Source organism: Glutamicibacter sp. HZAU (assembly GCF_004100365.1).
In the GTDB taxonomy this organism is placed as follows: domain Bacteria; phylum Actinomycetota; class Actinomycetes; order Actinomycetales; family Micrococcaceae; genus Glutamicibacter; species Glutamicibacter nicotianae.
On sequence record NZ_SCKZ01000003.1, the window covers coordinates 149,445 to 173,749 of the forward strand.

20 protein-coding genes are annotated in these 24,305 nt (G+C 60.9%); all 20 read left to right on the forward strand.

All coding sequences use genetic code 11. The features are described 5' to 3' along the window. The first annotated feature begins 179 nt into the window (after positions 1 to 179). The 20 genes from mraZ (at position 180) to dnaE (ending at position 24,274) form a co-directional block, all read left to right on the forward strand. The gene (mraZ, locus tag EKH49_RS05420) at positions 180 to 593 is read left to right on the forward strand and encodes a division/cell wall cluster transcriptional repressor MraZ (RefSeq protein WP_038990697.1); all 414 of its coding nucleotides are present in this window, start codon (positions 180 to 182) and stop codon (positions 591 to 593) included. 170 nt (positions 594 to 763) lie between these two features. Further along, positions 764 to 1,756 (forward strand): 16S rRNA (cytosine(1402)-N(4))-methyltransferase RsmH, encoded by a 993-nt coding sequence (gene rsmH / locus EKH49_RS05425; RefSeq protein WP_038990528.1) that lies wholly within the window; start codon positions 764 to 766, stop codon positions 1,754 to 1,756. A gap of 1 nt (position 1,757) precedes the next feature. Beyond that, positions 1,758 to 2,528: a hypothetical protein gene (locus EKH49_RS05430; protein WP_128470034.1), complete on the forward strand. Its 771-nt coding sequence runs from the start codon at positions 1,758 to 1,760 to the stop codon at positions 2,526 to 2,528. Between the two features lie 110 nt (positions 2,529 to 2,638). Continuing rightward, on the forward strand, positions 2,639 to 4,417 hold the full coding sequence (locus EKH49_RS05435) for a peptidoglycan D,D-transpeptidase FtsI family protein (protein ID WP_128470035.1): 1,779 nt from the start codon (positions 2,639 to 2,641) through the stop codon (positions 4,415 to 4,417). 98 nt (positions 4,418 to 4,515) lie between these two features. Further along, a complete protein-coding gene (locus EKH49_RS05440; protein WP_236641046.1) occupies positions 4,516 to 6,003 on the forward strand; it encodes a UDP-N-acetylmuramoyl-L-alanyl-D-glutamate--2,6-diaminopimelate ligase in 1,488 nt (495 codons plus the stop codon). A 50-nt stretch (positions 6,004 to 6,053) separates the two neighbouring features. After that, positions 6,054 to 7,511: a UDP-N-acetylmuramoyl-tripeptide--D-alanyl-D-alanine ligase gene (locus tag EKH49_RS05445; RefSeq protein ID WP_128470037.1), complete on the forward strand. Its 1,458-nt coding sequence runs from the start codon at positions 6,054 to 6,056 to the stop codon at positions 7,509 to 7,511. Continuing rightward, positions 7,508 to 8,611 (forward strand): phospho-N-acetylmuramoyl-pentapeptide-transferase, encoded by a 1,104-nt coding sequence (gene mraY, locus EKH49_RS05450; RefSeq protein ID WP_128470038.1) that lies wholly within the window; start codon positions 7,508 to 7,510, stop codon positions 8,609 to 8,611. Before EKH49_RS05445 ends, mraY begins: the two co-directional genes overlap by 4 nt. Further along, complete coding sequence (murD, locus tag EKH49_RS05455; protein ID WP_128470039.1) at positions 8,593 to 10,137, forward strand: UDP-N-acetylmuramoyl-L-alanine--D-glutamate ligase; 1,545 nt, start codon at positions 8,593 to 8,595, stop codon at positions 10,135 to 10,137. Before mraY ends, murD begins: the two co-directional genes overlap by 19 nt. Positions 10,138 to 10,180: 43 nt before the next feature. Then, entirely contained in the window at positions 10,181 to 11,434 is a 1,254-nt protein-coding gene (gene ftsW / locus EKH49_RS05460) for a putative lipid II flippase FtsW (protein ID WP_128470040.1), read from the forward strand. A 98-nt stretch (positions 11,435 to 11,532) separates the two neighbouring features. After that, positions 11,533 to 12,654: an undecaprenyldiphospho-muramoylpentapeptide beta-N-acetylglucosaminyltransferase gene (gene murG / locus EKH49_RS05465; protein ID WP_128470041.1), complete on the forward strand. Its 1,122-nt coding sequence runs from the start codon at positions 11,533 to 11,535 to the stop codon at positions 12,652 to 12,654. 4 nt (positions 12,655 to 12,658) lie between these two features. Further along, positions 12,659 to 14,056, forward strand: a complete 1,398-nt coding sequence (gene murC, locus EKH49_RS05470) for a UDP-N-acetylmuramate--L-alanine ligase (protein WP_128470042.1) — start codon at positions 12,659 to 12,661, stop codon at positions 14,054 to 14,056. Positions 14,057 to 14,118: 62 nt separating this feature from the next. After that, a complete protein-coding gene (locus tag EKH49_RS05475; RefSeq protein ID WP_128470043.1) occupies positions 14,119 to 14,853 on the forward strand; it encodes a cell division protein FtsQ/DivIB in 735 nt (244 codons plus the stop codon). Between the two features lie 219 nt (positions 14,854 to 15,072). Continuing rightward, positions 15,073 to 16,272, forward strand: coding sequence for a cell division protein FtsZ (gene ftsZ / locus EKH49_RS05480; protein WP_128470044.1), 1,200 nt, complete (start codon positions 15,073 to 15,075; stop codon positions 16,270 to 16,272). A gap of 20 nt (positions 16,273 to 16,292) precedes the next feature. After that, complete coding sequence (locus EKH49_RS05485) at positions 16,293 to 17,015, forward strand: polyphenol oxidase family protein (protein WP_121867022.1); 723 nt, start codon at positions 16,293 to 16,295, stop codon at positions 17,013 to 17,015. A 126-nt stretch (positions 17,016 to 17,141) separates the two neighbouring features. Further along, positions 17,142 to 17,693 carry a cell division protein SepF gene (locus EKH49_RS05490; protein ID WP_038990516.1) on the forward strand — a complete coding sequence of 184 codons (552 nt, stop codon included), beginning with the start codon at positions 17,142 to 17,144 and terminating at the stop codon, positions 17,691 to 17,693. Between the two features lie 23 nt (positions 17,694 to 17,716). Further along, positions 17,717 to 18,013 carry a YggT family protein gene (locus EKH49_RS05495; RefSeq protein WP_073706020.1) on the forward strand — a complete coding sequence of 99 codons (297 nt, stop codon included), beginning with the start codon at positions 17,717 to 17,719 and terminating at the stop codon, positions 18,011 to 18,013. Positions 18,014 to 18,243: 230 nt separating this feature from the next. Further along, a complete protein-coding gene (locus EKH49_RS05500) occupies positions 18,244 to 18,984 on the forward strand; it encodes a DivIVA domain-containing protein (protein WP_038990514.1) in 741 nt (246 codons plus the stop codon). Positions 18,985 to 19,156: 172 nt separating this feature from the next. Further along, on the forward strand, positions 19,157 to 19,663 hold the full coding sequence (lspA, locus tag EKH49_RS05505) for a signal peptidase II (RefSeq protein WP_236641047.1): 507 nt from the start codon (positions 19,157 to 19,159) through the stop codon (positions 19,661 to 19,663). Then, the gene (locus tag EKH49_RS05510; protein WP_128470046.1) at positions 19,660 to 20,604 is read left to right on the forward strand and encodes an RluA family pseudouridine synthase; all 945 of its coding nucleotides are present in this window, start codon (positions 19,660 to 19,662) and stop codon (positions 20,602 to 20,604) included. The genes lspA and EKH49_RS05510 overlap by 4 nt, the downstream gene beginning before the upstream one ends. 106 nt (positions 20,605 to 20,710) lie before the next feature. Next, positions 20,711 to 24,274 (forward strand): DNA polymerase III subunit alpha, encoded by a 3,564-nt coding sequence (gene dnaE / locus EKH49_RS05515; RefSeq protein ID WP_128470047.1) that lies wholly within the window; start codon positions 20,711 to 20,713, stop codon positions 24,272 to 24,274. Positions 24,275 to 24,305 lie beyond the last annotated feature (31 nt).

The window sequence follows — 24,305 nt, forward strand, 5'->3', positions numbered from 1 at the left end:
GCTGATCCAATTCCCTCCACCTGAGCATAGGCTGAGCACCCGCTAGATTCAGCTGTTTTTTAAGTCCATGCCCTCGCGAAACCACTGAAATTGCATTGACAGTGGAGGGTTGTGGAGTAAAGTGGAGGCAAGTAGAGAAGAATGGGGCTTCCGGCCACTTCACGCGAAAGGTGGTGTGCATGTTCTTAGGAACCTACACACCGCGTCTCGATGAAAAAGGCCGGTTGATTCTTCCAGCTAAATATCGGGATGAACTGTCCTACGGGTTGGTTCTCACCCGTGGCCAAGAGCGTTGCATTTACGTTTTCAGCCAGCGGGAGTTTGAGAAGCAGCACGAGCAACTGGCGCAGGCTTCCTTGACTTCTCGGCGAGCACGCGACTACGCACGTGTGTTTCTCTCAGGGGCCTCGGATGAAGTTCCGGATAAGCAGGGACGCGTAACGATTCCGCAAGTGCTGCGCACTTACGGAGGCCTGGATCGGGAGGTCACAGTTATCGGTGCGGGTAACCGTATTGAAATCTGGGATTCAACTGCATGGCAGCAGTACTTGGACGAACAAGAAGACGTGTTCTCCGATACCGACGAAGACTAGGCCCTCGGGCGCTAGGCCGACAAGACACACCGTTTGTTGGGATGAGATCTCCAGCCACCATGAGGTAGAAAATCGTCTGGCTTCACTTCCCCGGAGCCAGAAGATTGGATCGCCACTTGGTTGGAGGGGGATCTGATCTCAACAGCAGATCGAAAGCGAAAGGGGGCGCAGTGCCAAATCAGGATTCCCAACGACCAGCATCCGAACGCCACGTTCCAGTACTTCTGGACCGATGCGTTAATTTGCTAGCTCCAGGTATTGAGCGAGCCAATGCTGAAGGCCGTCGGGCAATTGTGGTTGACTGCACCCTCGGCATGGGCGGGCATTCCGAAGCCATTTTGCGACGGTTCGATAATTTGCACCTGATCGGTCTAGACCGTGACGAGCAGGCGCACGAACTTGCGGGTGCTCGACTCGCTCCGTTCCAAGACCGGATCGACCTCGTGCACGCCGTGTACGACGAAATTGCGGATGTCGTGGAAGACCTTGGATTCCCTGGCGTTGACGGCGTCTTGTTTGACCTCGGCGTATCTTCGCTGCAGCTCGACGAACGCGAACGCGGTTTCGCCTATTCCTATGATGCTCCGCTGGATATGCGCATGGACACTTCGGTCGGTCCAACTGCCGAGGACCTCGTCAACGACTTGGAACGCGACGAACTGCTTCGAATTATCCGGCAATGGGGCGAAGAGAAGTTTGCCGGCCGCATCTCAACGGCAATCGTCGAGGCGCGTGCCAAGAACCGCATCACCAGCACCGCTGAACTCGTTGACGTGATCCGCAGCGTCGTGCCGGCAGCGGCCGCCCGAAACCATGGCCACCCTGCCAAGCGAACGTTCCAAGCCCTGCGTATTGCGGTGAATGAGGAACTTGACGTCCTGGAACGCGCCATCCCGGCTGCAATGGGGGCCTTGAACGTCGGCGGACGCGTTGTCGTCATGAGTTATCACTCTTTGGAAGACAAGATCACCAAACGGCACTTCGTCCAAGGATCAACCTCGTCGGCTCCTCCGGGGTTCCCGGTGGAACTGGATGAACACAAAGCTGAATACAAGGTGCTCACCAAGGGCACCGAGAAGCCAAGCGATCACGAAATAGCAGAAAATTCACGTGCAGCCTCAGCCCGCCTGCGTGCTGTGGAACGAGTGTTGAAGAGGAGCTAGCATGAGCCAACGAGCCCAGCGCCGCGTGCAGAAGACCGCAGCCGTGAACAGCCAGCCGGTTGTCGACGGTAACACTGCGCGTGTAATGCGACCCGAGCCCGTCCCAGCTAGCAACCTGCCTAAAGGGGATTCGCGCCAGCGCGTAACGCTTTCGCTGGTTCCCAAAATGAACGAGACCAACAAGCGCTCCATGTTCACCATGTCTGCGGTGCTGATCTTCTTGGCCTTCAGCGTGATTGTCACGCTGGTGCTGCTCAATACTTCGGTAGCTCAGCGGCAGTACGACATTGTGAACTTGCGATCGCAGGAACGAGCACTCTCCCAAGAGAATCAGGCGCTGCTGAAGGAAGCACAGTCTTTGGCAGCACCGCAGGCGCTGGCCGCAAAGGCAAAGGACCTCGGCTTGGTTTCGCCAGGCGCTCCAGGGTTGATCAGCCTCTCCGAGGGCAAGGTTACCCAGGACGCTGAGAAGGCCGTCAAGGCCAAGAACAGCAAGCAGGAATATGGAACTATTCCGCTGCCAGGCGACAGCATCCGCAAGGGCGAAAGCAAAACCGATGCCAACGCATCAAACACGCCGAAGACCACTGTGGGTAAAGCCTCAGCAGATTCACAGAAGGAATCCGGAGCGACTGATGGTTCCAAGGAACCTGAGGTGAAGGCCGAGAAAACCGAACGTGAAATCGACAAGGACGGCCGCCCAGTGTTCCAGGACACTGAGCTAAATGGGGGCACGATCCCTGCACCAAGCATCAAATCCCCAGCAGAGTAGCCAGCTCTTTCTAAGCTAGATACAGGTGGCTGCCGCTGCTGGAAAACCGCGCTGAGGGAAAGTTAGGTTCTTTTGTGAGCTCGACCGCAATCGATACTGCAAAAAAGCGAATGCGCTTAGTGCTGATCCTCTCCGTGGTTTTGCTGCTGGTGATCCTCGGGCGGCTTGTCTGGGTCCAGGGCATCAACTCGGCAACCATTGCCAACGCCGCGCAAGAGAATCGCGAACGCGTAGAAAACATTGCGCCCAATCGCGGATCCATTGAAGACCGCAATGGCACGACGCTAGCTGTCTCCGTGGACCGCTACGATCTGGTCATCGACCAGCGCAAGCAGGGCGAGACCATTCGCCGCGCCAAGCGGGACGGCACCAACGGCCAGGAACGCATTACGTGGGACCAGGCCATTGATGAACTAGCCGAAACCCTGGACCAGGACCGCGAGGAACTGGCCAAGAAGGTGCGTCCGCAGGGGGACGCCGAGCCGAAGGGCTACGTCGTGCTGGCCAAGAGCGTGACCCCGGAAGTGCGCAACGAAGTCCTTGAAATTGGCATCCCCCGACTTGCCTCTTTGCTGCGCAGCGAACGCCAATACCCGCAAGGGGTGATCGCCGGGCCATTGCTGGGCTTCGTGCGCAATTCCGAAGACCAGACATCCGTGGTCGGCGCCGAAGGCTTGGAATTGAGCCAGGAAGAACACCTCGCCGGCAAGGCAGGCAGCCGCAAATACGAGATCAGCGCCGATGGCGTGCGCATTCCTGTCACCGAGGTGGAAGAAACCCCGGCCGTCGATGGGCAGGATGTCATCCTCACCATCGACTCGGACATCAACTACGTTGCCCAGCGCGCAGCGGAAAAGAAGCAGGCCGAATTCAATGCCGAATGGGTTTCCGTGGTGGTCATGGAAGTCGACACCGGCAAGATTCTGGCCATCGGCGACTCCGCGGAATTGGATCCGAACGATCCAGGCGCCACCAAGCCCGAATTCCGCCGGTCCACCTCCATCACCCGTGCCTTTGAACCGGGTTCCACCGGCAAGGCCCCGATCTTCGCTGCCGCTATCGACCAGGGCGGCGTGGATCCGCTAACCGAGATGCGCGTGCCGCACAAGAAGACGTTCACCAAGGAAACCATCAACGACTCCTTGGAACACCCGACGTACGACATGACCGTTTCGGGCATCTTTGCCCGCTCCTACAACACCGGTACCGTGATGGTCGGCAACACGATGAGCAAGCAGACCCGCTACGACTACATGCGTGCTTTCGGATTGGGTTCGCCCATCCGCGTAGGGCTCAACGGCGCCAGCGCTGGCCAGCTCGCCCATCCCGAGAACTGGGACCGGCGCCAGCAGTACACCACCATGTTCGGCCAGGGCTATTCGCAGACCGTGCTGCACACCGCCTCGATTTTCCAGACCTTGGCCAACGAAGGCGTTCGGCTTTCACCGAGCCTGATTGAGGGCTACCGGAACGAAGATGGTTCGATCACCAAGATTCCGGGGCCTGAAAAGAAGCGCGTGGTCAAGAAGAGCACAGCTGAGGAAATGCTCAAGCTCATGGAATCGGTCGTGGACCACGGCACCGGCTACAAAGAGCGCATTCCCGGGTACCGAGTGGGCGGCAAGACCGGTACCGGCCAGGCGGCAAGCGCCAAGGGCTATGACGGATATACTTATTCCTTTGCGGGTGTTGCCCCGTTAGAGGATCCGCAGTTCGTGGTCGTGGCAACAATGTACCGGCCAAAGGGCAACTGGAAAGACTTCTCGGTAGCGGACACGTTTACCGATGTCATGAGCCATACTCTCAATACATTCAATGTGCCGCCGAGCACGACTAAATCAGAGGCGTACGACGTCTTTGTAGGTGAGGATCAGAAGAAATCTTGGTAGTCCAGAACCCCGACACTCCGCGTGAGCTAGAACGGTACCTACGCCCGGACAGCACCGCCGGCATTGGCTTGGACCAGCTCTGCGGAACAGCAGGTGCGGTGCGAACTGGAGCATTGCTCAACGCCGCTCCGCAAATTCTCGGTGTCAGCCTCAACCCGCAGATCGTCCAGCAAGGAGACGTCTTCCTCGGCATCTCCGGCGCCAAGCGCCACGGAGCCGAATTCGTGGACACCGCAATCGGCAACGGCGCAGTGGCGATGATCACCGATACCGCCGGACTCGAATTCCTCGGCGATGATCTCGCAATCCCGGTGGCTGTCGTGGCCGACGTCCGCAAATCCGCCGCAGTGATCGCGCAGGCCGTCTACGGAACGGACCAGCGCAGTCCGAAGCTGTTCGCCGTGACCGGCACCAACGGCAAGACGACCACCACCTTCATGATCCGCGCAATCCTGGATGCCCTGGGCGAAGAAACCGGCTTGATCGGCACCATCGAGATGTCTGCCCGCGGGCAGATCATCCCCAGCGTGCTGACTACCCCGGAATCCACCCAGCTGCACGGGGTGCTTTCGCGCATGGCCCAGCAGGAAGTGGCTTCAGTGGCCATGGAGGTGTCCAGCCACTCGTTGAGCTACGGACGGGTCGATGCCCTGCGCTTCGCCGTGTCCGGATACACCAACTTGACGCAGGACCACTTGGACCTGCACGGCACGATGGACGAGTACTTCGAAACCAAGGCCGAACTGTTCACCGCCGAACGCTCCGATCGCGCCGTGGTCATGGTCGATGACGAATACGGCCAGCGTCTGGCCGATCGCGCCCTGGTGCCCACCGAAACACTGAGCCTTGATGGCGATCATGCCACGGCGCACTGGCGGGTCACCGAGCTGGAGCACTGCGGCCTGGGCCACAGCTTCACCCTGGTCCACCGCGACGGGCGCCAGCTGCGGACCCGTACGCTGCTGCCAGGCATGTTCAACGTCGCCAACGGCGCCCTAGCGGCCCTAATGGTGCTCGCTGGCGGCGCAGACCTCGACGCCTTGCAGCGTGCCCTGGATTCCAAGGACCCGCTGTCGGTCGCCGTTCCCGGACGCATGCAGGTCGTAGGCGAGTCACCGGTCGCCGTTGTCGACTTTGCCCACAATTCAGATGCCCTGGCCAAGGCCTTGGATTCCATCCGCCCGGGGGAGCAGGGCCGTCGCATCGTTGTCTTCGGCGCCACCGGAGAACGCGATAAGACCAAGCGCCCGGATATGGGAGCGGTAGCGGCCCGTCATGCGGACATCGTGATTGTCACCGACGACGATCCCCATGGCGAAGACCCGGCGCCGATCCGCGACCAGGTTGCCTCCGGCGCACAGCACGTGCTCGATTCCGAGCGTCCGCAGGTGCAGCTGTTCAACATCGCGCCACGCGCCAAAGCCGTAGAGTTCGCTGTGAGTTTGGCCGGTGCCAACGATGCGATTCTGGTGGCCGGGCGCGGACATGAAGTCAGCCAAGACGTCGCGGGAATCGACGTGGAACTGGATGACCGGGTGGAACTGGCGAACGCACTGAATCTTCATGGATTTGTGACCAAATCCTAGAACGTACAAGACCACTATCGCCACCGCTCAAGTGTAAAGTCCTTATTGCCATGATTGAACTGTCTCTGACCGACCTGCTGGACATCACCGGAGGAAAAGCGACTGCCACAGCCGCCCCCGACACGGTGATCACTTCCGTGACCACTGACTCGCGCGAAGTCGTCCCGGGTGCCTTATTTGTTGCCAAGCCCGGAGAATTCTCCGACGGGCACGCCTTTATCGACCGTGCACGCGCCGCCGGCGCTGTGCTGGCCCTAGCCGAACGCGTGACCTATGACGAAGACCGCAGGGAGCACCCGGCGGTCATCGTTGACGATGCGGTGGAAGCGATGGGCAAAATCGCCGCCCGCATCGTCGCGCATCTCAAGGAAAAGAACGACGCCAAGGTCGTGGGAATCACCGGCTCGGCCGGCAAGACCACCACCAAGGACCTGCTCGCAGGCATCTTGGCGCAGGTGGCGCCGACCGTGTCGCCCATTGGCTCCTACAACGGCGAAGTCGGCGTACCGCTGACGGTTTTCAACGCCACCGAAGAGACCAAGTATTTGGTAATCGAGATGGGTGCTACCGGCATCGGCCACCTGACCTACCTCACCGATATGGTGCATCCCCAGGTCGGCGTCGTATTGTGCGTCGGCACCGCGCACGCCGGCGAATTCGGCGGGGTGGAGAACATCGAGAAGGCCAAGGGCGAGCTGGTAGAGGCGCTGGACGCCGACGGCATCGCCATCCTGAATGCCGAAGACCCTCGCGTGGCCCGCATGGACTCGCGTTCCGGGGGAGCAGTGCGCTTCTTCGGCACCGGAAGCAGCAAGCCGGAGAACGCTGGAGTCTGGGCCACCGACGTTGCCGTGAACAAGCACGGGCAGCCAGAACTCACCCTTGAGTTCCCCGGCGGCTTCAGCAAGCGGATCACCTCGGGCCTCTTGGGCCGCCATCATGTCACCAACATCCTCGCCGCAGCCAACGCAGCACTGGCGCTGGATGTTGCCCCCGAGCTGATCTGCGCCGGCCTTGAAGGCCGAGCCGCTGGCAGCCGCTGGCGGATGGAACGCATCGAGCGCCCTGACGGCGTGAGCATCATCAACGACGCCTACAACGCGAACCCCGAATCAATGCGTGCCGCGCTGGTGACCCTGGCCGAATTGGGCCTGGGCGCCGACGGAGCACCAGGCCGGCGCACCTGGGCGGTGCTGGGCGAAATGCTGGAACTGGGAGATGACAGCATCCACCAGCACGACCTGCTGGGCCGCATGGCAGTTCGCATGAACATCAAGAAACTTGTAGTGGTAGGCCGCGGGGCCAAGCCCGCCTACAACTCTGCTGTGCTCGAAGGCAGCTGGGGCGACGAGGCCTTCTACGTAGAAGACGTGGATGAAGCCCGCGCACTGCTGCAGGAACAGCTGCAGCCGGGTGATATCGCGTTGTTCAAATCGTCCAATGGGGCAGGCCTGCGTTTCCTCGGCGACGAGATCGCGGCATTCGCGAAGGAAGGCGATAACGCATGATCGCATTGATCCTGGGGGCAGGCATTGCCCTCGTGCTGACCATGGTGGCCATGCCGCTGTACATCCGCCTGCTCACCAAGAAGCAGTACGGCCAGGTCGTCCGCGATGACGGGCCGAACTCGCACGCCATCAAGTCCGGCACCCCCACCATGGGCGGGGTCGTCTTCGTGCTGGCCGTGTTCGTGGCGTACTTCGCCACCCATGGCATCCTTTCGCTGATGGGGCGCACATCGTCGGGAATCACCGCCAGCGGCCTGCTGGTGCTGATGCTCTTCGGCGGCATGGGCCTGGTCGGCTTCCTCGATGACTTCATCAAGATCTTCAAGAAGCGGTCATTGGGCCTGCGCGCCTGGCAGAAGATCGTCCTGCAGGCTTTCTTCGGCATCAGCTTCGCCGTGCTGGCCTTGCAGTTCCCGAACGAGCAGGGCCTGACCCCCGGCTCCACCGCTATTTCCTTCCTGCGCGATACAAACATCGACCTGGCATTTGCCGGGCCGCTGCTGGGCATGGTGCTGTTCGTGCTCTGGGCAAACTTCATTGTTACCGGCGCTACCAATGGCGTGAACCTCACCGACGGCCTGGACGGGCTGGCTACCGGTGCCTCGATCATGGTCTTCGGCGCGTACACCCTGATGGGCATCTGGCAGCAGAACCAGGCCTGCAGCAACATCGACTCGCTGAATGTCTGCTACTCGGTGCGCGACCCGCAGGACCTCGCGCTGCTGGGAGCCACGCTCTCCGGTGCGCTGATCGCCTTCCTCTGGTTCAATGCCAAGCCGGCAAAGATCTTCATGGGCGACACCGGCTCGCTGGCCATTGGCGGCGCCGTGGCAGCCTTCGCGATCCTCTCGCGCACCCAGCTGCTGCTCGTAGTCATCGCCGGCCTGTTCGTGATCATCTCCCTGTCCGTCATCATCCAGGTGGGCTACTTCAAGATCTCGGGCGGCAAGCGCGTGTTCAAGATGGCACCGCTGCAGCACCACTTCGAGCTCTCGGGCTGGTCCGAGGAAAACGTCGTTATCCGATTCTGGATCCTTGCCGGCCTGTTTGTGGCCGCGGGCTTGGGTCTCTTCTACTCTGAATGGGTTGTCGCACTGTGAGCGCAAACGCTGGCAAATCACTGGACTCGCTGAACAGCTGGGATGCTGATTGGAAAGGCCTGCGAGTTGTCGTCGCAGGATTGGGGCTCTCCGGATTCTCGGCAGCCGACACCCTCATCGAACTCGGCGCCATCGTCACCGTGATCGATGGCCGCGATGACCAGATGAACCAGCAGCGCGCCGAGACCCTGAAGATCGTCGGCGCCCACGAGGTGCTGCTCGGCACCGCCAACGTCCAGTCCCTGCCGCTGGTCGATGACCAGCAGGCCCAGCTGGTGATGGTTTCCCCGGGCTGGAACCCCCGCAACCCGGTCATCGCGGAAGCAGAGTCCAAAGGCATCGAGATCTGGAGCGATATCGAGTTGGCATGGCGCGTGCAGAACCGTGCCGGCCACACAGCGCCGCAGTGGCTGGCCATCACCGGCACCAACGGCAAGACCACCACCGTGGGCATGACCGAAGCGATCCTGCGTGCCGAGGGGCTGAAAGCCGTCGCCGTCGGCAATGTCGGCACCCCGATCCTCGATGCGGTGCGCGAACCGGTGGACTACGACGTGTTCGCCGTCGAGCTCTCCAGCTTCCAGCTGCATTACACGCACAGCATCTCGCCGGTCGCCTCGGTGGTCCTGAATCTGGCCGAAGACCACGTGGACTGGCATGGCGGTTTCGAGAACTACAAGGCCGCCAAGGCGAAGATCTACGAACGCACCCAGGTGGCGGCGATCTTCAACGCGGCTGACGAGGTCACCATCACCATGGTGGAAAATGCTGACGTCATCGAAGGCTGCCGTGCCATCGGCTTCACGACAGATACCCCCGCGGTGTCGATGGTGGGCGTTGTCGAGGGCCTGCTGGTGGACCGCGCCTTCATCGAAGAGCGCAAGACCAGTGCGGTGGAACTCATCGCGCTGAAGGACATCGGCGAGATTGTTCCGCGCCATACCGCCGCCAACGCCGCCGCCGCCGCGGCGCTGACCCGCGCCTACGGCGTGAGCCCGGAAGCAGTAGCTGAGGGCTTGAAGAACTTCGACTCCGGAGACCACCGGATCCAGGCCGTGGCCCGCAAGGACGACATCCTGTGGATCAACGACTCCAAGGCCACCAACCCGCACGCGGCCGACGCTTCGCTGGCGGCCTTCACCCGCGTGGTGTGGATCGCCGGCGGCGTGTCCAAGGGCGTGGAATACGGGGAGCTGATCGCCAAGCATGCCCAGCGCCTGGCCAAGGTGCTGCTCATCGGCACCGACACCGCGGGCCTGCGCGAAGCGCTGGCCACCCACGCACCAGAGGTCGAAGTCATCGACATCACCGGCGAGGCGCAGGGCAACGACGGTTCAGCCCCCAGCGGCGCGCAGGTCATGACCCGTGCGGTGTCCAAGGCCGCCGAAGTTGCCGAGGCAGGGGACACGGTGCTCATGGCACCGGCCGCGGCCTCGATGGACCAATTCAGCTCCTACGCCCAGCGTGGCAACGCATTTATCGCTGCCGTCAGTGATCTGATGGATAAAGCTGGCGAAGAGAAGTAGTCGAGAGCTGACCGAACAAACGAAACCAAGGCAGGAGGCACCGATGGCGATGAAATCCAGCAAGAAGCCAGCGGGATCCAAAGCCAAGATTCCTTGGTACGCGCGAATCGGCAAAATGCTCAGCACCGTCGAGAACTCCAGCGGACGCATGGCCTCCACCGACTACTGGCTGGTGCTCGTGGGCTCCATCGCGCTGGCAATCTTCGGCGTGATCATGGTCCAGTCATCGGCATCGGTGGAAGCGATCGCCAAGGGCCGGGACGGCTTCACCGTGGCACTGGCCCAGGGCGGCTTCGCCGCGCTGGGCATTGTCTGCATGCTGATCATGCAGCGCATCAAGCCGGAAGTGCTGAAGCGGCTGGCGTGGCCCTCCGTGATCGCGGCATTCATCCTGCTGTTCCTCGTCGCATTCACGCCATTGGGCCACACGGTACTCGGCAACCGGAACTGGATCCGCATCGGCGGCTTCGGCTTGCAGCCCAGCGAGTTCGCCAAACTCGCCTTGGCAGTTTTCGCTGCGTTCATGCTGGAAAAGAAGCAGCACATGCTTCACGACATCAAGCATCTGATCGTCCCCGTCGTGGCTCCCGTCGGCATCTTCATCGTCGGCCTCGTCGTGGTCGGCAAGGATGTGGGTACCGCACTGGTCCTGTTGATGATCATTGCCGCGGCGATGTTCCTTGGCGGCATCAGTATGAAGTGGCTCGCGGTGTTCTCCGCGGTTGGCGTCGCAGGCCTCTCCGTCGCGATCCTGGCTTCGTCCAACCGCCGGCAGCGCATCTTCGCCTGGCTGGATACCGATTGCGGTCCGAGCAACGACCTTTGCTACCAGGCCAGCATGGGCCTGCACGCCTTCGCCTCTGGCGGTTGGTTCGGCGTGGGTGCCGGCCAGTCCCGCATGAAGTGGTCCTATGTCCCCGAAGCGCAGAACGACTTCATCTTCTCCATCCTGGGCGAGGAATTCGGCCTGATCGGCGTGCTCTTCGTCCTGGTCATGTTCATCCTGCTGGCCTTGGCGATGTACCGCATCGCTGCGCGCGCCAACGACCTGTACACCAAGGTGCTCATGGGCTGCTTGATGTCATGGGTCATCGGCCAGACCTTCGTCAACCTGGGTACCGTCACCGGAGTGCTTCCGGTGATCGGTGTTCCGCTGCCGTTCATTTCCTCCGGCGGCTCGGCCATGCTCGCCATCATGCTTGCCATGGGGTTTGTCCTCTCCTCAGCCAGAGCGCAGAAACGTGAATTCGAAGCGAAGCTGGAAGAGAAGCCGGCCAAGAGCAAGAAAACCAAATAGCGGGCCGCAACCGGCCGTTATCAGAAGCAGAGACCCATCGCCGGATATGCGGTGGACATTGATCCTGCCCCAGGCAGGTCGAAGGAGTACAGCAACAAATGAGCGAAGCACTTCGCCTAGTGGTCGCCGGCGGCGGAACAGCCGGGCACATCTCGCCCATGCTGGCCATCGCTGATGCCGTGAAGACCGAGCAGCCTGACGCACAGGTCACTGCCCTGGGATCTCCCGGAGGCCTGGAAACGAAGCTGGTGCCCGAAGCCGGCTACCCGTTGGAATTTGTTCCGAAGGCACCGATGCCGCGAAGCATCAACGCCGATCTGCTCAAGTTCCCATTCCGTTTCATCAAGGCGGTCACCAACGCCAAGAAGGTTCTGCTCGCCACCAAGGCCGAAGCGGTCCTGGGCGTAGGAGGATACGTCTGCACTCCGGCCTACCTGGCCGCGAAGCAGCTGAAGCTGCCGATCTTCGTGCACGAGGCGAACTCCGTTGCGGGCATGGCCAACAAGCTGGGCGCAAAGAACGCTGCATTTGTCGGAACCACCTTCGCCAACACAGGACTGCCCGGCGAGGTGCAGGTAGGCATGCCGATGCGCTCCAACGTGGCGACCATGGACAAGGCGGAACTGCGCGAAGCAGCCCGCGAGCACTTCGGTGTCACCGGCGAGAAGCCAGTGCTGCTGGTTACCGGCGGATCCTCCGGAGCGCAGAGCATCAACACAGCCACGGCGCAGTCCCTTGACGAGCTGGACGCAGCCGGCATCCACACCATCCACATCACCGGACGCGGCAAGCAGGTTCGCGATGCCGCTGGCGAGCTGCTCGTCCATGAGGGATACACCCAGATCGAATACGTGGATCGCATGGACTACGCCTACGCAGTCGCGGATTTGATGATCTGCCGCTCCGGTGCAGGCACCGTCTGCGAATTGGCCGTCGCCGGTACCGCCTCGGTTTTGGTCCCGCTGCCCATCGGCAACGGCGAGCAGAAGCTCAACGCCCGTGAACTGGTAGCCGCTGGGGGAGCGGTCCTGGTTTCTGACGCCGAATTCACAAAGTCCTATATCACCGAAAATGTCATCAATCTGCTGACCGATCAGCATAAAATTGAAAAGATGTCTCGCGCCGCCGCCTCACTGGGGCAGCGCGACGCCGCGCAGATCATGGCGCGACGGATTATTGAAGAAGTTTCAACCCGCCGCCGTGCGGGTCAGGAAGGCTAGAACCATGGCACTGCGAGCCGACGAACTGAACGCCGATCTGGGCAAGGTGCACCTGATGGGTGTAGGCGGGGTTGGCGTATCAGCGGTTGCACGGCTGATGCTCGACTACGGACTGACCGTCTCCGGAACCGATGCCAAGGACCTGCCGGTGCTCGACGGGCTGCGCGAGCGCGGAGCACGCATCCACGTAGGCTACGATGCCGCGAACCTGGGCGACGCTGACACCGTGGTGATTTCCTCGATCATCAAGGCAGGCAATCCGGAATACGATGAAGCCGTGCGTCGCGGACTGCGCATCCTGCACCGCTCCGAAGGCCTGGAAGCAACCATGCGCGGCCACGAGAAGATCGTGGCCATCGCCGGCACCCACGGCAAGACCACCACCACCTCGCTGACCGCGCACATGCTCAAGACCATCGGCGCACGTCCAAGCTTCGCGGTCGGCGCGAACATTCCAAGCCTGGGCACCAACGCCGAACTCGGTGCCGGATCCTACTTCGTGGCCGAAGCCGACGAATCCGACGCCTCCTTCCTCAACTACCGGCCGGACGTCATCATCGTGACCAACGTCGAGGCCGATCACCTGGACCACTACGGCACCGCTGAAGCGGTGCACCAGGCCTTCGCCGACTTCGCCCGGCTGCTGCCATCCGACGGACTGCTGATCTGCTGCGCGGATGACGAAGGAGCCAATTCCCTGGCGCACAAGATGCGTACGGAGCGCCCGGATATCCGGGTCCAGACCTATGGCTTCAGCGACCATGCCGACCGCAGGCTGTCCGACGCCCGCTCCACCGAGGATGGCCGGTTCACCGCGACCATCGAATGGGGCAGCGGACAGAGCCGGATCATGGATCTGGCAGTGCCCGGCCAGCACAATCTGCTCAACGCGGCCGCCGCGCTGTCGGTCGGCATCGATGCAGGCGTGGATGTCGACGACGCGCTGCAGGCGCTCTCCAGCTTTTCCGGTGCAGCCCGCCGATTCGAATTCAAGGGCGAGGCTGCTGGTGTCCGGGTCTACGACGACTATGCGCACCACCCAACCGAAGTGCAGGCTGCTTTGACCGCAGGGCGCACCGTGGCAGGCAACGGCCGGCTGCACGTGGTCTTCCAGCCGCACCTGTTCAGCCGCACCCAGGAGTTCTACCGACAATTTGCGCAGGCCTTGTCCTTGGCCGATTCGGTAGCGGTGCTGGATATCTATCCGGCACGTGAAGAGCCGATCGAAGGCGTGACCAGCGAATTGATTGCCTCGCGCATCGAAGTCCCGTCGCAGGTTCTGGCTCCGGCCGCCGCGGTAGCGCATGCGGTCGAGCAGGCCGAGCCGGGCGATGTCATCATGACCATTGGCGCTGGAGACGTTACCGCGCTCGGTCCAGACATCGTGAAGTCCCTGAGCTGACAACTTCCGTCCAGAGTCCCGGGCCGCAGCGATCGGCCCCAATCCGTCTACCAAGGTGATCCATGGGTGAAGCAGCAAAAGTCGTAGAACTTCCGGAGAACCCGGAGAAGAAGCGGCGCAAGATCCTGATTATTGTCGCGGCGTGCATTGTCGTGCTCAGCCTCGCTGCCGTTCTGATCTTGAGCTTCTCGCCGGTGATCGCTGCCAAGAAGATTGAAGTCACCGGCACCAAGCTGGTGGATTCCAAGAAATTGGGGGAGTCCCTGGAACCGCTGAAGGGCACCCCGCTGCCGCGGATCTCCGAAGCAAAGGTCCAGGAGCTCATCGGAGACCAGCCCGCCATCGACGAGATCGTGGTCAAGGCGCAGATGCCCAATACCCTGGTGGTGGAGGTGATCGAAGCCGTGCCGGTGGCGATCTTGCTGGAGGGCAAGAAAGAATACCTGGTTTCCGAAACAGGCAAGAAGCTTCGCACCGTCGGCAAGAAGGACAAGGACAAGCTTCCCAAGATTAAGGCCAGTGACGTCACTGCCGATGCTGAGCAGTTCAAGCTGCTGACCGGTATCTTGAGCACGATTGACAAGAAAGTGCTCGAGGAAGTTTCAACCGCATCGCTGTCCAAGGCCGGCTTTGCCGAATTGGCATTGCCGAAGAACCGCACGTTGATTTGGGGAGACGCGAAGAAGGCGGCCCTGAAAAATGAAGTTGCACTGATTTTCTTGAAAGAGCTCGAGAAAAAGCATGCGGCCAAGACGACAATCGACGTCACCAACCCGGAAAATCCCGTGGTGTATTAAGTCGCGGCGCTCTGGGCGCGGGAAGACCAATAAGCCAAGAAATTCTGGAAAGATAGTCTTGAATAAGCGACACGCCTAGGCGGTCGTTGCAGAAAGACCACTCGACTCATAGCGTTTCTAATAACGACAGCTTGACAGATTCTTAACCTTAAGGCTAAAGGTTAAGGTTTTTGGCTGGAGTCGTGAAATATGTAGCACATCTAACAAGGGAAGCGGGACGTGGCAGCTCCACAGAATTACCTCGCGGTCATTAAAGTCGTCGGAATCGGCGGTGGCGGTGTAAACGCAGTCAATCGAATGATCGAAGTCGGTCTCAAGGGCGTGGAATTCATCGCCATTAACACCGATGCCCAGGCTCTGCTTATGAGTGATGCCGACGTCAAACTGGACGTAGGACGCGAACTGACTCGTGGCCTGGGCGCTGGCGCCAACCCGGATGTGGGACGCCAGGCAGCAGAAGATCACGTAGAAGAAATCGAAGATGTCCTGCGCGGCGCCGACATGGTCTTCGTGACCGCCGGCGAAGGCGGCGGCACCGGTACCGGTGGCGCGCCGGTCGTGGCACGCATCGCCCGCTCGCTTGGTGCGCTGACCATCGGTGTGGTCACCCGTCCATTCACCTTCGAAGGCCGTCGTCGTGCGAACTCCGCCGAGTCGGGCATCGAAGCCCTGCGCGACGAAGTCGATACCCTCATTGTCATCCCCAACGATCGACTGCTCTCCATTTCGGACCGCAACGTATCGGTGCTGGACGCATTCCGCCAGGCAGACCAGGTTCTGCTCTCCGGTGTTCAGGGCATCACCGACTTGATCACCACCTCGGGTTTGATCAACCTCGACTTCGCCGACGTGAAGTCCGTCATGCAGGGCGCAGGCTCGGCATTGATGGGCATCGGTTCGGCGCGGGGCGAAGATCGCGCAGTGAAGGCCGCCGAATTGGCTATCGCTTCGCCATTGCTCGAAGCTTCCATCGATGGCGCCCATGGCGTTCTGCTCTCCATCCAGGGCGGCTCGGATCTCGGCCTGTTCGAAATCAACGAAGCTGCACGTCTGGTGCAGGAAGTTGCCCACCCGGAAGCCAACATCATCTTCGGTGCCGTCATCGACGACGCCCTGGGCGATGAAGCACGCGTCACCGTGATTGCTGCCGGCTTCGACGAGCCAGATGTCACCAGCAAGCCAATGGCCCCGGCCGCAGCAAAGCCAGCTGTGTCCTCGCGCCCGGCCGAACAGGTGCCAGCAAGCATTCCTGAAACCCCGGCACCGGCTCCAACCGAAGCTGCGAAGCCAGCCCAGCCTGCCCAGGAGAAGCCAGCTGCCGCAGAGCAGTCCAGCTCCTTCCAGGACCTTCCAGATGTTGTCGACTCGGACCTGAACGGCTCCAACGACGACCTGGATGTCCCGGACTTCCTGAAGTAAAAACAGCAAGAAGCTGAGCAGTGCTACATTTCGCGTCGAACCTCGATCCGAGTATCCAACTGGCATTCACTTCGCAGGCCGAGGGCAACCTCGCCCTGCACGTGAACGACGATCCCCGCCTCGTGGCGGAGAACCGGGCCAGGCTGGAAGACTTGATCGGGGTTCGACGCTTCTCGCTGAACTTCATGAACCAGGTGCACTCCGCCGATGTCCATGAAGTGCAGCCGGTGCAACGCACGTCCTGGCTGGAACCAGCAGCGCCAACTTGCGACGGCTTGCTGGACGCCACGGGTGCCCAACCCCTGGCGGTAATGGTGGCCGATTGCCTTCCGGTTCTGTTCGTTGGCCGGAACTCGCAAAGCGGGCAAACCCTGAGTGCGGCGACCCACGCCGGGCGGCGCGGTCTGCTCGACGGGATTCTGGAAAATACCGTCGAGGCCCTGAGAGCCCATGGTGCCGATGTGATGGAAGCTGTGATTGGCCCATCGATCTGCGGGCGATGCTATGAAGTTCCCGAAGATATGGCCCAGGAATCTGAGCAGTTGCGACCCGGGATTCGCACCGCGACGCGCTGGGGAACTCCGGGACTGGATCTTCCGGCATCAGCCGAAGATGAGCTGCGCGGACTCGGAGTCGATGTCCGGCAATCCGGAGTCTGCACTTTGGAAGATGAGAACTACTATTCCTACCGACGTTCAAGCCGTTCCGGACGCCTTGCCGGTCTCATCTGGACCGCTGCGTAGGCGTGCGCGACACACCGCCAATAATTGAACGAATGAACGATGCCAGCATTATTTTGTGCGGTAGCGTCGAAGTTAGCGGAAGCATGCAATGGGGTTGCATGCATGGGATAAACGAGGAGAAACATCGTGGCTGACGGACTGCGTAAGGCAATGGTCTATCTCGGCTTGGCGGATGCCGTCGAGCAGGACGAGACCCAGACACAAAACGCTGAGCCCAAAACCCAAGTTCGGGTGGTTGAGGACACTGCTCCGAAGCGACCTGCCGAAGCCCCACGCCCACAGCCTGCCGCGAGGCCAGCTGCGCCGCAAACTCAAGCTAGAGAACCAGAGACGGAATACCGTGCTCCGGTCACCCCTATTAAGCGTGCCCCTTCAGTACGGGATGAGGATTCCGAATTGCGTCAGATTACTACCGTCCACCCTCGTTCTTACAACGATGCCAAGATCATCGGTGAGAACTTCCGTGACGGCATCCCGGTGATTATGAATGTCACCGACATGGGTGAAACCGATGCCAAGCGCCTCGTAGACTTCTCGGCGGGTCTTGTTTTCGCCCTGCATGGCTCCATCGAGCGAGTTACGAACAAAGTCTTCCTGCTCTCGCCGGCAACCGTTGAGGTTCTCGGTGAAGACCGCAAGCAGTCCGAAGCGCAAGCAACCTTCTTTAACCAGAGTTAAGACACCAGGAGCAAACGCACAAAATGGTGTTCGGGATCATCTATCTCGCGTTAGCCATCCTCCAAATTCTGCTTTTGATGAGAATTGTGTTGGATGTAACGGAAAGCTTTGCTCGCCACTGGCGACCCAAAGGCATTGCATTGATTGTCGCAAGTGCAATCGTGTCAATTACCGATCCTCCGCTGCGTTGGTTGCGCCGGAAGATCAAACCCCTAGATCTTGGCGGAATCCGCCTTGACCTGTCGTTTCTTGTGTTGTTTATCGTCGTAATCATTCTTAAAGCGGTGGTAGGTAACCTTGGGCTCAGTACAGGGATCTGATTAGGGCATTTCCGTGCTTCACGGGGATTGTCCTGAACAGTCAAAAGCTGTAGATTCAGAGAATAAGAGACTCGCGCGAAAGCTCGATTTCGTAATAATTGTCCAAATCGTTATATCCTTTAGGAAATGGTGCTCCGACTTCACCGGTCGCGACACTGACAAAAACGGTAAGTGTTTCGCAAGGCAAGACAATGGTCGTGCGGAAATGATCCCAGTATTGAGGTGACCCAATGGCTCTAACGCCAGAAGACGTAGTCAATAAGCGGTTTCAGCCGACCAAGTTCCGTGAAGGCTACGACCAAGACGAGGTAGATGACTTCCTCGACGAAATCGTTGTGGAACTGCGTCGCCTAACCGGTGAGAACGAGGCTCTGCGCAGCCGCCTTGCCGAACTCGGCGAAGATGCGGGTTCAGTATCGAAGGAACAGGCTGTTCCGGCGCCGGTATCGGCCGCTCCAGCTACTCCTGCTGCCAAGCCAGCTGAAGAGAAGAAGGCAGAAGCCAAGCCTGCAGAGCCCGCAAAGGCAGAAACCCCGGCTGCCAAGCCAGCCGAGGAAAAGAAGTCCGAAGCAAAGCCAGCTGCCGCAGAGAAGGCACCTGCAGCTCCGGCCGCGGCAGCGGCACCAGCTGCAGCTCCGCGCACCGAATCCGCAGAATCTGCCGCCAACGTGCTGTCCATGGCTCAGCGCCTGCACGACGAATACGTCGCCGCCGGTGTCGAGCAGCGCGACAAGATCATCTCCGAAGCGAAGACCGAAGCCAACACCTTGGTCACCACCGCTGAAGAGAAGAGCCGCAAGACCCTCTCGGCACTTGAGCAGCAGAAGTCGGTACTGGAGCGCAAGCTCGAGCAGCTGCGTGGCTTCGAACGCGACTACCGTGCTCGCCTGAAGACCTACATCGAAGGACAGCTGCGCGACCTTGAGTCCCAGGGTTCGATCGATGCTGGCGCAGCAGGCAAGACCAACTAGTCGCTGACAGTTCATGGCTTGATCTAGCTATCAAGTAAGATCAACGGTGGTGTACGGATTTACTCCGGTCACCACCGTTGACGTTTAAGAGGAAATCATGGGTACCACTGTGGACGCAGTTCAATCCGGGAGCACGGGGGCTAAGGCCAGGAAATACGTAGGCCTTGGCCTTGTGATCGCTCTGATCGCGCTGGTATTGGACCAATCGGTCAAGATTATCGTTGAGCAGAACATGCGGCTTGGGCAGTCGATCGAAGTGATTCCCGGGTTCTTCAACATCCACTACATCCTGAATCCCGGTGCAGCGTTCTCCATTGGCGAAGACTTCACGATCGTCTTTGCGATCCTGCAATCCGCTGTGGCGATCTATGTCATCTACCTGCTCTTCCGCAAGGTGCTAGCCAGAAGCTGGGCCATCGCCCTGGGCTGTCTGCTCGGAGGTGTGCTGGGCAATGTCGTGGACCGGCTCTTCCGTGAACCTGGTTTCGGATTCGGGCATGTGGTGGACATGCTGTCCGTCAACCACTTCGCGATCTTCAACGTCGCCGACTCGTTCATTGTCTGCTCCATGATCGCCGTGGCGTACATGCTCATCCGCGGCCGCAACCTGGATGGCAGCATTGGCGATCCTCCCAAGAAGGACCAGTCGGATAAGGGCGAAGCAGAACCAAGCGCATGATCTCCAAGAAAACCGCCATTCACGAACTGCTGGTCGACCCAGCCGATGCCGGCACGCGCCTCGATGCCTATATCTCCCGATCCCTGCAGATCCCGCGAACCCTGTCCGCTAGCCTCTGCAAGGACTCGCAGATCCAGGTCAATGGGCGCACCATTACCAAATCCTTGAAAATCAAGGCGGGCGACCGGCTGGTTGTCACCATCCCGCCGCAAGCAGACCCATTAGAAATTAAGGTTGAGAAAGTGGAAGAGCTGAAGATTGTCGCGGACGACGATGACTATGTGGTCATCGACAAGCCCGTGGGCGTCGCAGCCCATCCATCCCCAGGCTGGGTCGGCCCGACAGTGGTCGGCGCACTCATGGCCGAGGGGTACAACATCACCACTTCCGGTGCAGCCGAACGCCAAGGCATCGTGCACCGCCTGGACGTGGGCACCAGCGGCCTGATGGTGGTGGCGAAGACCGAACGCGCCTATACCGAATTGAAGCGCGCCTTCAAGGAACGCACCCCGAAGAAGATCTACCACGCGGTAGTGCAGGGCTTGCCCGACCCGATGGAGGGCACCATCGACGCGCCGATCGGACGCCATCCGGGCCACGACTGGAAGTTCGCCGTCCTGGAAGGCGGACGCGACTCTGTCACCCACTACAAGGTCATCGAAGCCTTCGGCCGGGCCTCGCTGGTCGAGGTGCATCTGGAAACCGGACGCACCCACCAGATCCGTGTCCACTTCTCGGCCTTCGGCCATCCCTGCGCCGGAGACCAGACCTACGGCGCGGATCCCAAGCTGGGGGCCGCCCTGGGCCTGACCCGCCAGTGGCTCCATGCCAAGCGGCTGGGCTTCTCCCACCCGGTGACCGGCCAGTGGATGGAATATGAAAGCGAATATCCTGCGGATCTGGCAGGGGCCGTCGAGCTGCTGCGCGACGGCGGATACTAGCTTCCAAGGTGCTGCTGGCCACTGGCCGGCAGCACCCTGTGTCGTGCTAGCCACAGCACCGCGCCGAGGTGAGCCCAAGACCAGGATTGATCGCTAGACTGGTTGGGTGAGTGCTACACGTGACGGATTTGTCCATCTTCATACCCACACCGAATACTCCATGCTGGATGGTGCGGCGCGGCTTGGCGAACTCTTCGCTGAAGCCAACCGGCAGGGCATGGAAGCCATGGCGATTACCGACCATGGCTATCTGTTCGGTGCCTTCGATTTCTGGCGCCAGGCCACCGGCGCCGGCGTCAAGCCGATCATCGGTGTCGAAGCCTATGTCACCCCCGGCACCGCACGCGATGACAAGACCCGCGTGAAATGGCGCACCGACGAATCCCAAAAGGGCGATGACGTCTCCGGTGGCGGCCTCTACAACCACATGACCTTGCTCTCGTACAACAACAAGGGCATGGACAACCTCTTCAAGGGTTCTTCCCGCGCCTCGCTGGACTCCGTGTTCGGCAAATACCCCCGTTGGGACCGCGAGCTGCTCAACGACCACCACGAAGGCATCATTGCCACCACCGGCTGCCCTTCGGGTGAAGTGCAGACCAAGCTCCGCCTGGGCCAGTACGACGCTGCCAAGGCCGCCGCGGCAGAACTGCAGGATCTGTTCGGCAAGGAAAACTACTACTGCGAGATCATGGACCACGGTCTGGAGATCGAACGCCGCATCACCAAGGACTTGCTGCGCCTGGCCAAGGAACTGGACATTCCGCTGGTGGCCACCAACGACTTGCACTACACCCACGAATCCGATGCCAAGGCCCACGAAGCGCTGCTGGCCATCAACTCCGGCTCCACGCTCGACGAGCCCACCTACGACCAGGGCGGCAGCCGCTTCGCCTTCTCCGGCACCGGCTACTACCTGAAGTCGGCGCGCGAGATGCGCGAGCTGTTCAAGGAATTGCCGCAAGCCTGCGACAACACCCTGGAGATCGCCGATCGCGTCGAGGTCTCCTTCGACACCAACGCCAACTACATGCCGAAGTTCCCCTGCCCGCCGGGGGAGGACGAGACCAGCTGGCTGATCAAGGAAGTCGACAAGGGGTTGCACTACCGCTACCCGAACGGCATCCCGGAAGAGTCGCGCAAGCAGGCGGACTACGAGCTGGACGTCATCATCAAGATGGGCTTCCCCGGATACTTCCTGGTGGTGGCCGACTTCATCAACTGGTCCAAGGACCACGGCATCCGCGTAGGCCCAGGACGCGGTTCCGGTGCAGGCTCCATGGTCGCCTACGCCATGCGCATCACCGACCTCGACCCGCTGAGGCACGGCCTGATCTTCGAGCGCTTCCTGAACCCGGAACGTGTTTCCATGCCCGACTTCGACGTCGACTTCGATGATCGCCGCCGTTCCGAGGTCATCAAGTACGTGACCGAAAAGTACGGCGATGAGCGCGTATCGATGATCGTGACCTACGGCTCGATCAAGACCAAGCAGGCGCTGAAGGACTCCTCGCGCGTGCTCGGCTACCCGTTCAGCATGGGCGAATCCCTGACCAAGGCGCTGCCGCCGGCGGTGATGGCCAAGGACATCCCGCTCAACGACATCGACAATCCGGAATCCAAGCGCTACTCCGAAGCCGGGGATTTCCGCAACCTGGTCGCCAACGACCCTGAAGCGGCGCGCGTCTTCGAAACCGCCAAAGGCCTGGAAGGGCTGAAGCGCCAGTGGGGCGTGCACGCCGCCGGCGTGATCATGAGCTCGGATCCGATCATCAACGTCATCCCGATCATGCGCCGTATCCAGGATGGCCAGGTCATTACGCAGTTCGACTACCCGACCTGCGAAGGCCTGGGGCTGATCAAGATGGACTTCCTGGGGCTGCGCAACCTCACCATCATTTCCGATGCCCTGGAGAACATCGAGTACAACACCGGCGAGAAAATCGACCTCGAAACCCTGACCATCGAGGATCCCGAGGCCTATAAGCTGCTGGCCCGTGGAGATACCCTGGGCGTGTTCCAGCTTGATGGCGGCCCGATGCGCTCGCTGCTGAAGATGATGCGCCCGGATAACTTCGAAGACATTTCCGCAGTGATTGCGCTGTACCGCCCGGGCCCGATGGGCGCCAACTCGCACACCAACTATGCGCTGCGCAAGACCGGGTTGCAGGAAGTCACCCCAATCCACCCGGAGCTCGCCGAGCCACTGGAAGAAATCCTCGGCGGCACCTACGGCCTCATCGTGTACCAGGAGCAGGTTATGGCTATTGCGCAGAAGCTGGCCGGCTACTCGCTGGGCCAGGCAGACATCCTGCGCCGCGCCATGGGCAAGAAGAAAAAAGCCGAGCTGGACAAGCAGTTCGCCGGCTTCAAGCAGGGCATGAACGACAACGGCTACTCCGATGAGGCCGTGCAGACCCTGTGGGACATCCTGCTGCCCTTCTCCGATTACGCGTTCAACAAAGCCCACTCGGCGGCCTACGGCGTCGTCTCCTACTGGACCGCCTACCTCAAGGCGCACTACCCGGCCGAATACATGGCCGCGCTGCTGACTTCGGTGGGCGATGACAAGGACAAGCTGGCGCTGTACCTGAACGAGTGCCGTCACATCGGCATCACCGTGCTGCCGCCGGATGTCAACGAATCGGCATTGAACTTCACCCCAGTGGGCAAGGACATCCGCTTCGGCATGGGCGCGATCCGCAACGTCGGCACCAACGCGGTGGCTGGCATGGTCGAAGCCCGCACGGAGAAGGGCCACTACAACGACTTCAACGATTTCCTGGGCAAGGTCCCGGCCGTGGTCTGCAACAAGCGGACCATTGAATCACTGATCAAGGCCGGCGCCTTCGACTCCATGAAGCATCCGCGCCGGGCACTGGTGGCCATCCACGAAGAAGCCGTGGATTCGGTGATCCAGGTCAAGCGCAACGAGGCCGCCAACCAGTTCGACCTGTTCAGCGCCCTGGGCGCCGAGGAATCCTCCGAGTCGATGCATGTGGCGATCCCCGACATCCCCGACTGGGACAAGAAGGAAAAGCTGGCCTACGAGCGCGACATGCTCGGCCTGTACGTCTCCGACCACCCGCTGCAGGGTCTGGGCTCCGCCCTGGAACAGTACGCCGACATGCCGGTCACGCACGTGCTCTCGGACGACGGCCCGCAGGACGGCCACATCATTTCGATCGCCGGCATGATTTCCGGCCTGCAGCGCCGCATCGCCAAGAAGAGCGGCAACCCCTATGCCCGCTGCGAGATCGAGGACCTCTCCGGCTCGATGGAAGTCATGTTCTTCGGCCAGGCCTACCAGCCGATCGCAGAGGTCCTGGCCGATGACCTGATCGTGGTGGTCAAGGGACGCGTGCAGCGCCGCGATGACGGCTCGATCACCCTGAACGCCCAGGAAATGATGATCCCGGAAATTTCCGAGGATGCCAACGGGGGACCGGTAGTCATCGGCATCCCGACCCACAAGGCCACCGAAACCCTGGTGCAGAAGCTCGGCGATGTGCTGCGCACGCACAGCGGCAACACCGAGGTGCGGGTCAAGCTCACCGGCAGCCGCGGTACCTCGCTGATGCGCCTGGGCATGAACTTCCGGGTCAACCCGAACCCCGCGCTGTTCGGCGATTTGAAGGTCCTGCTCGGCCCGCACTGCCTGGACGTGTAGGAACCCGAATAGCCGACCCGATGACCGGGGA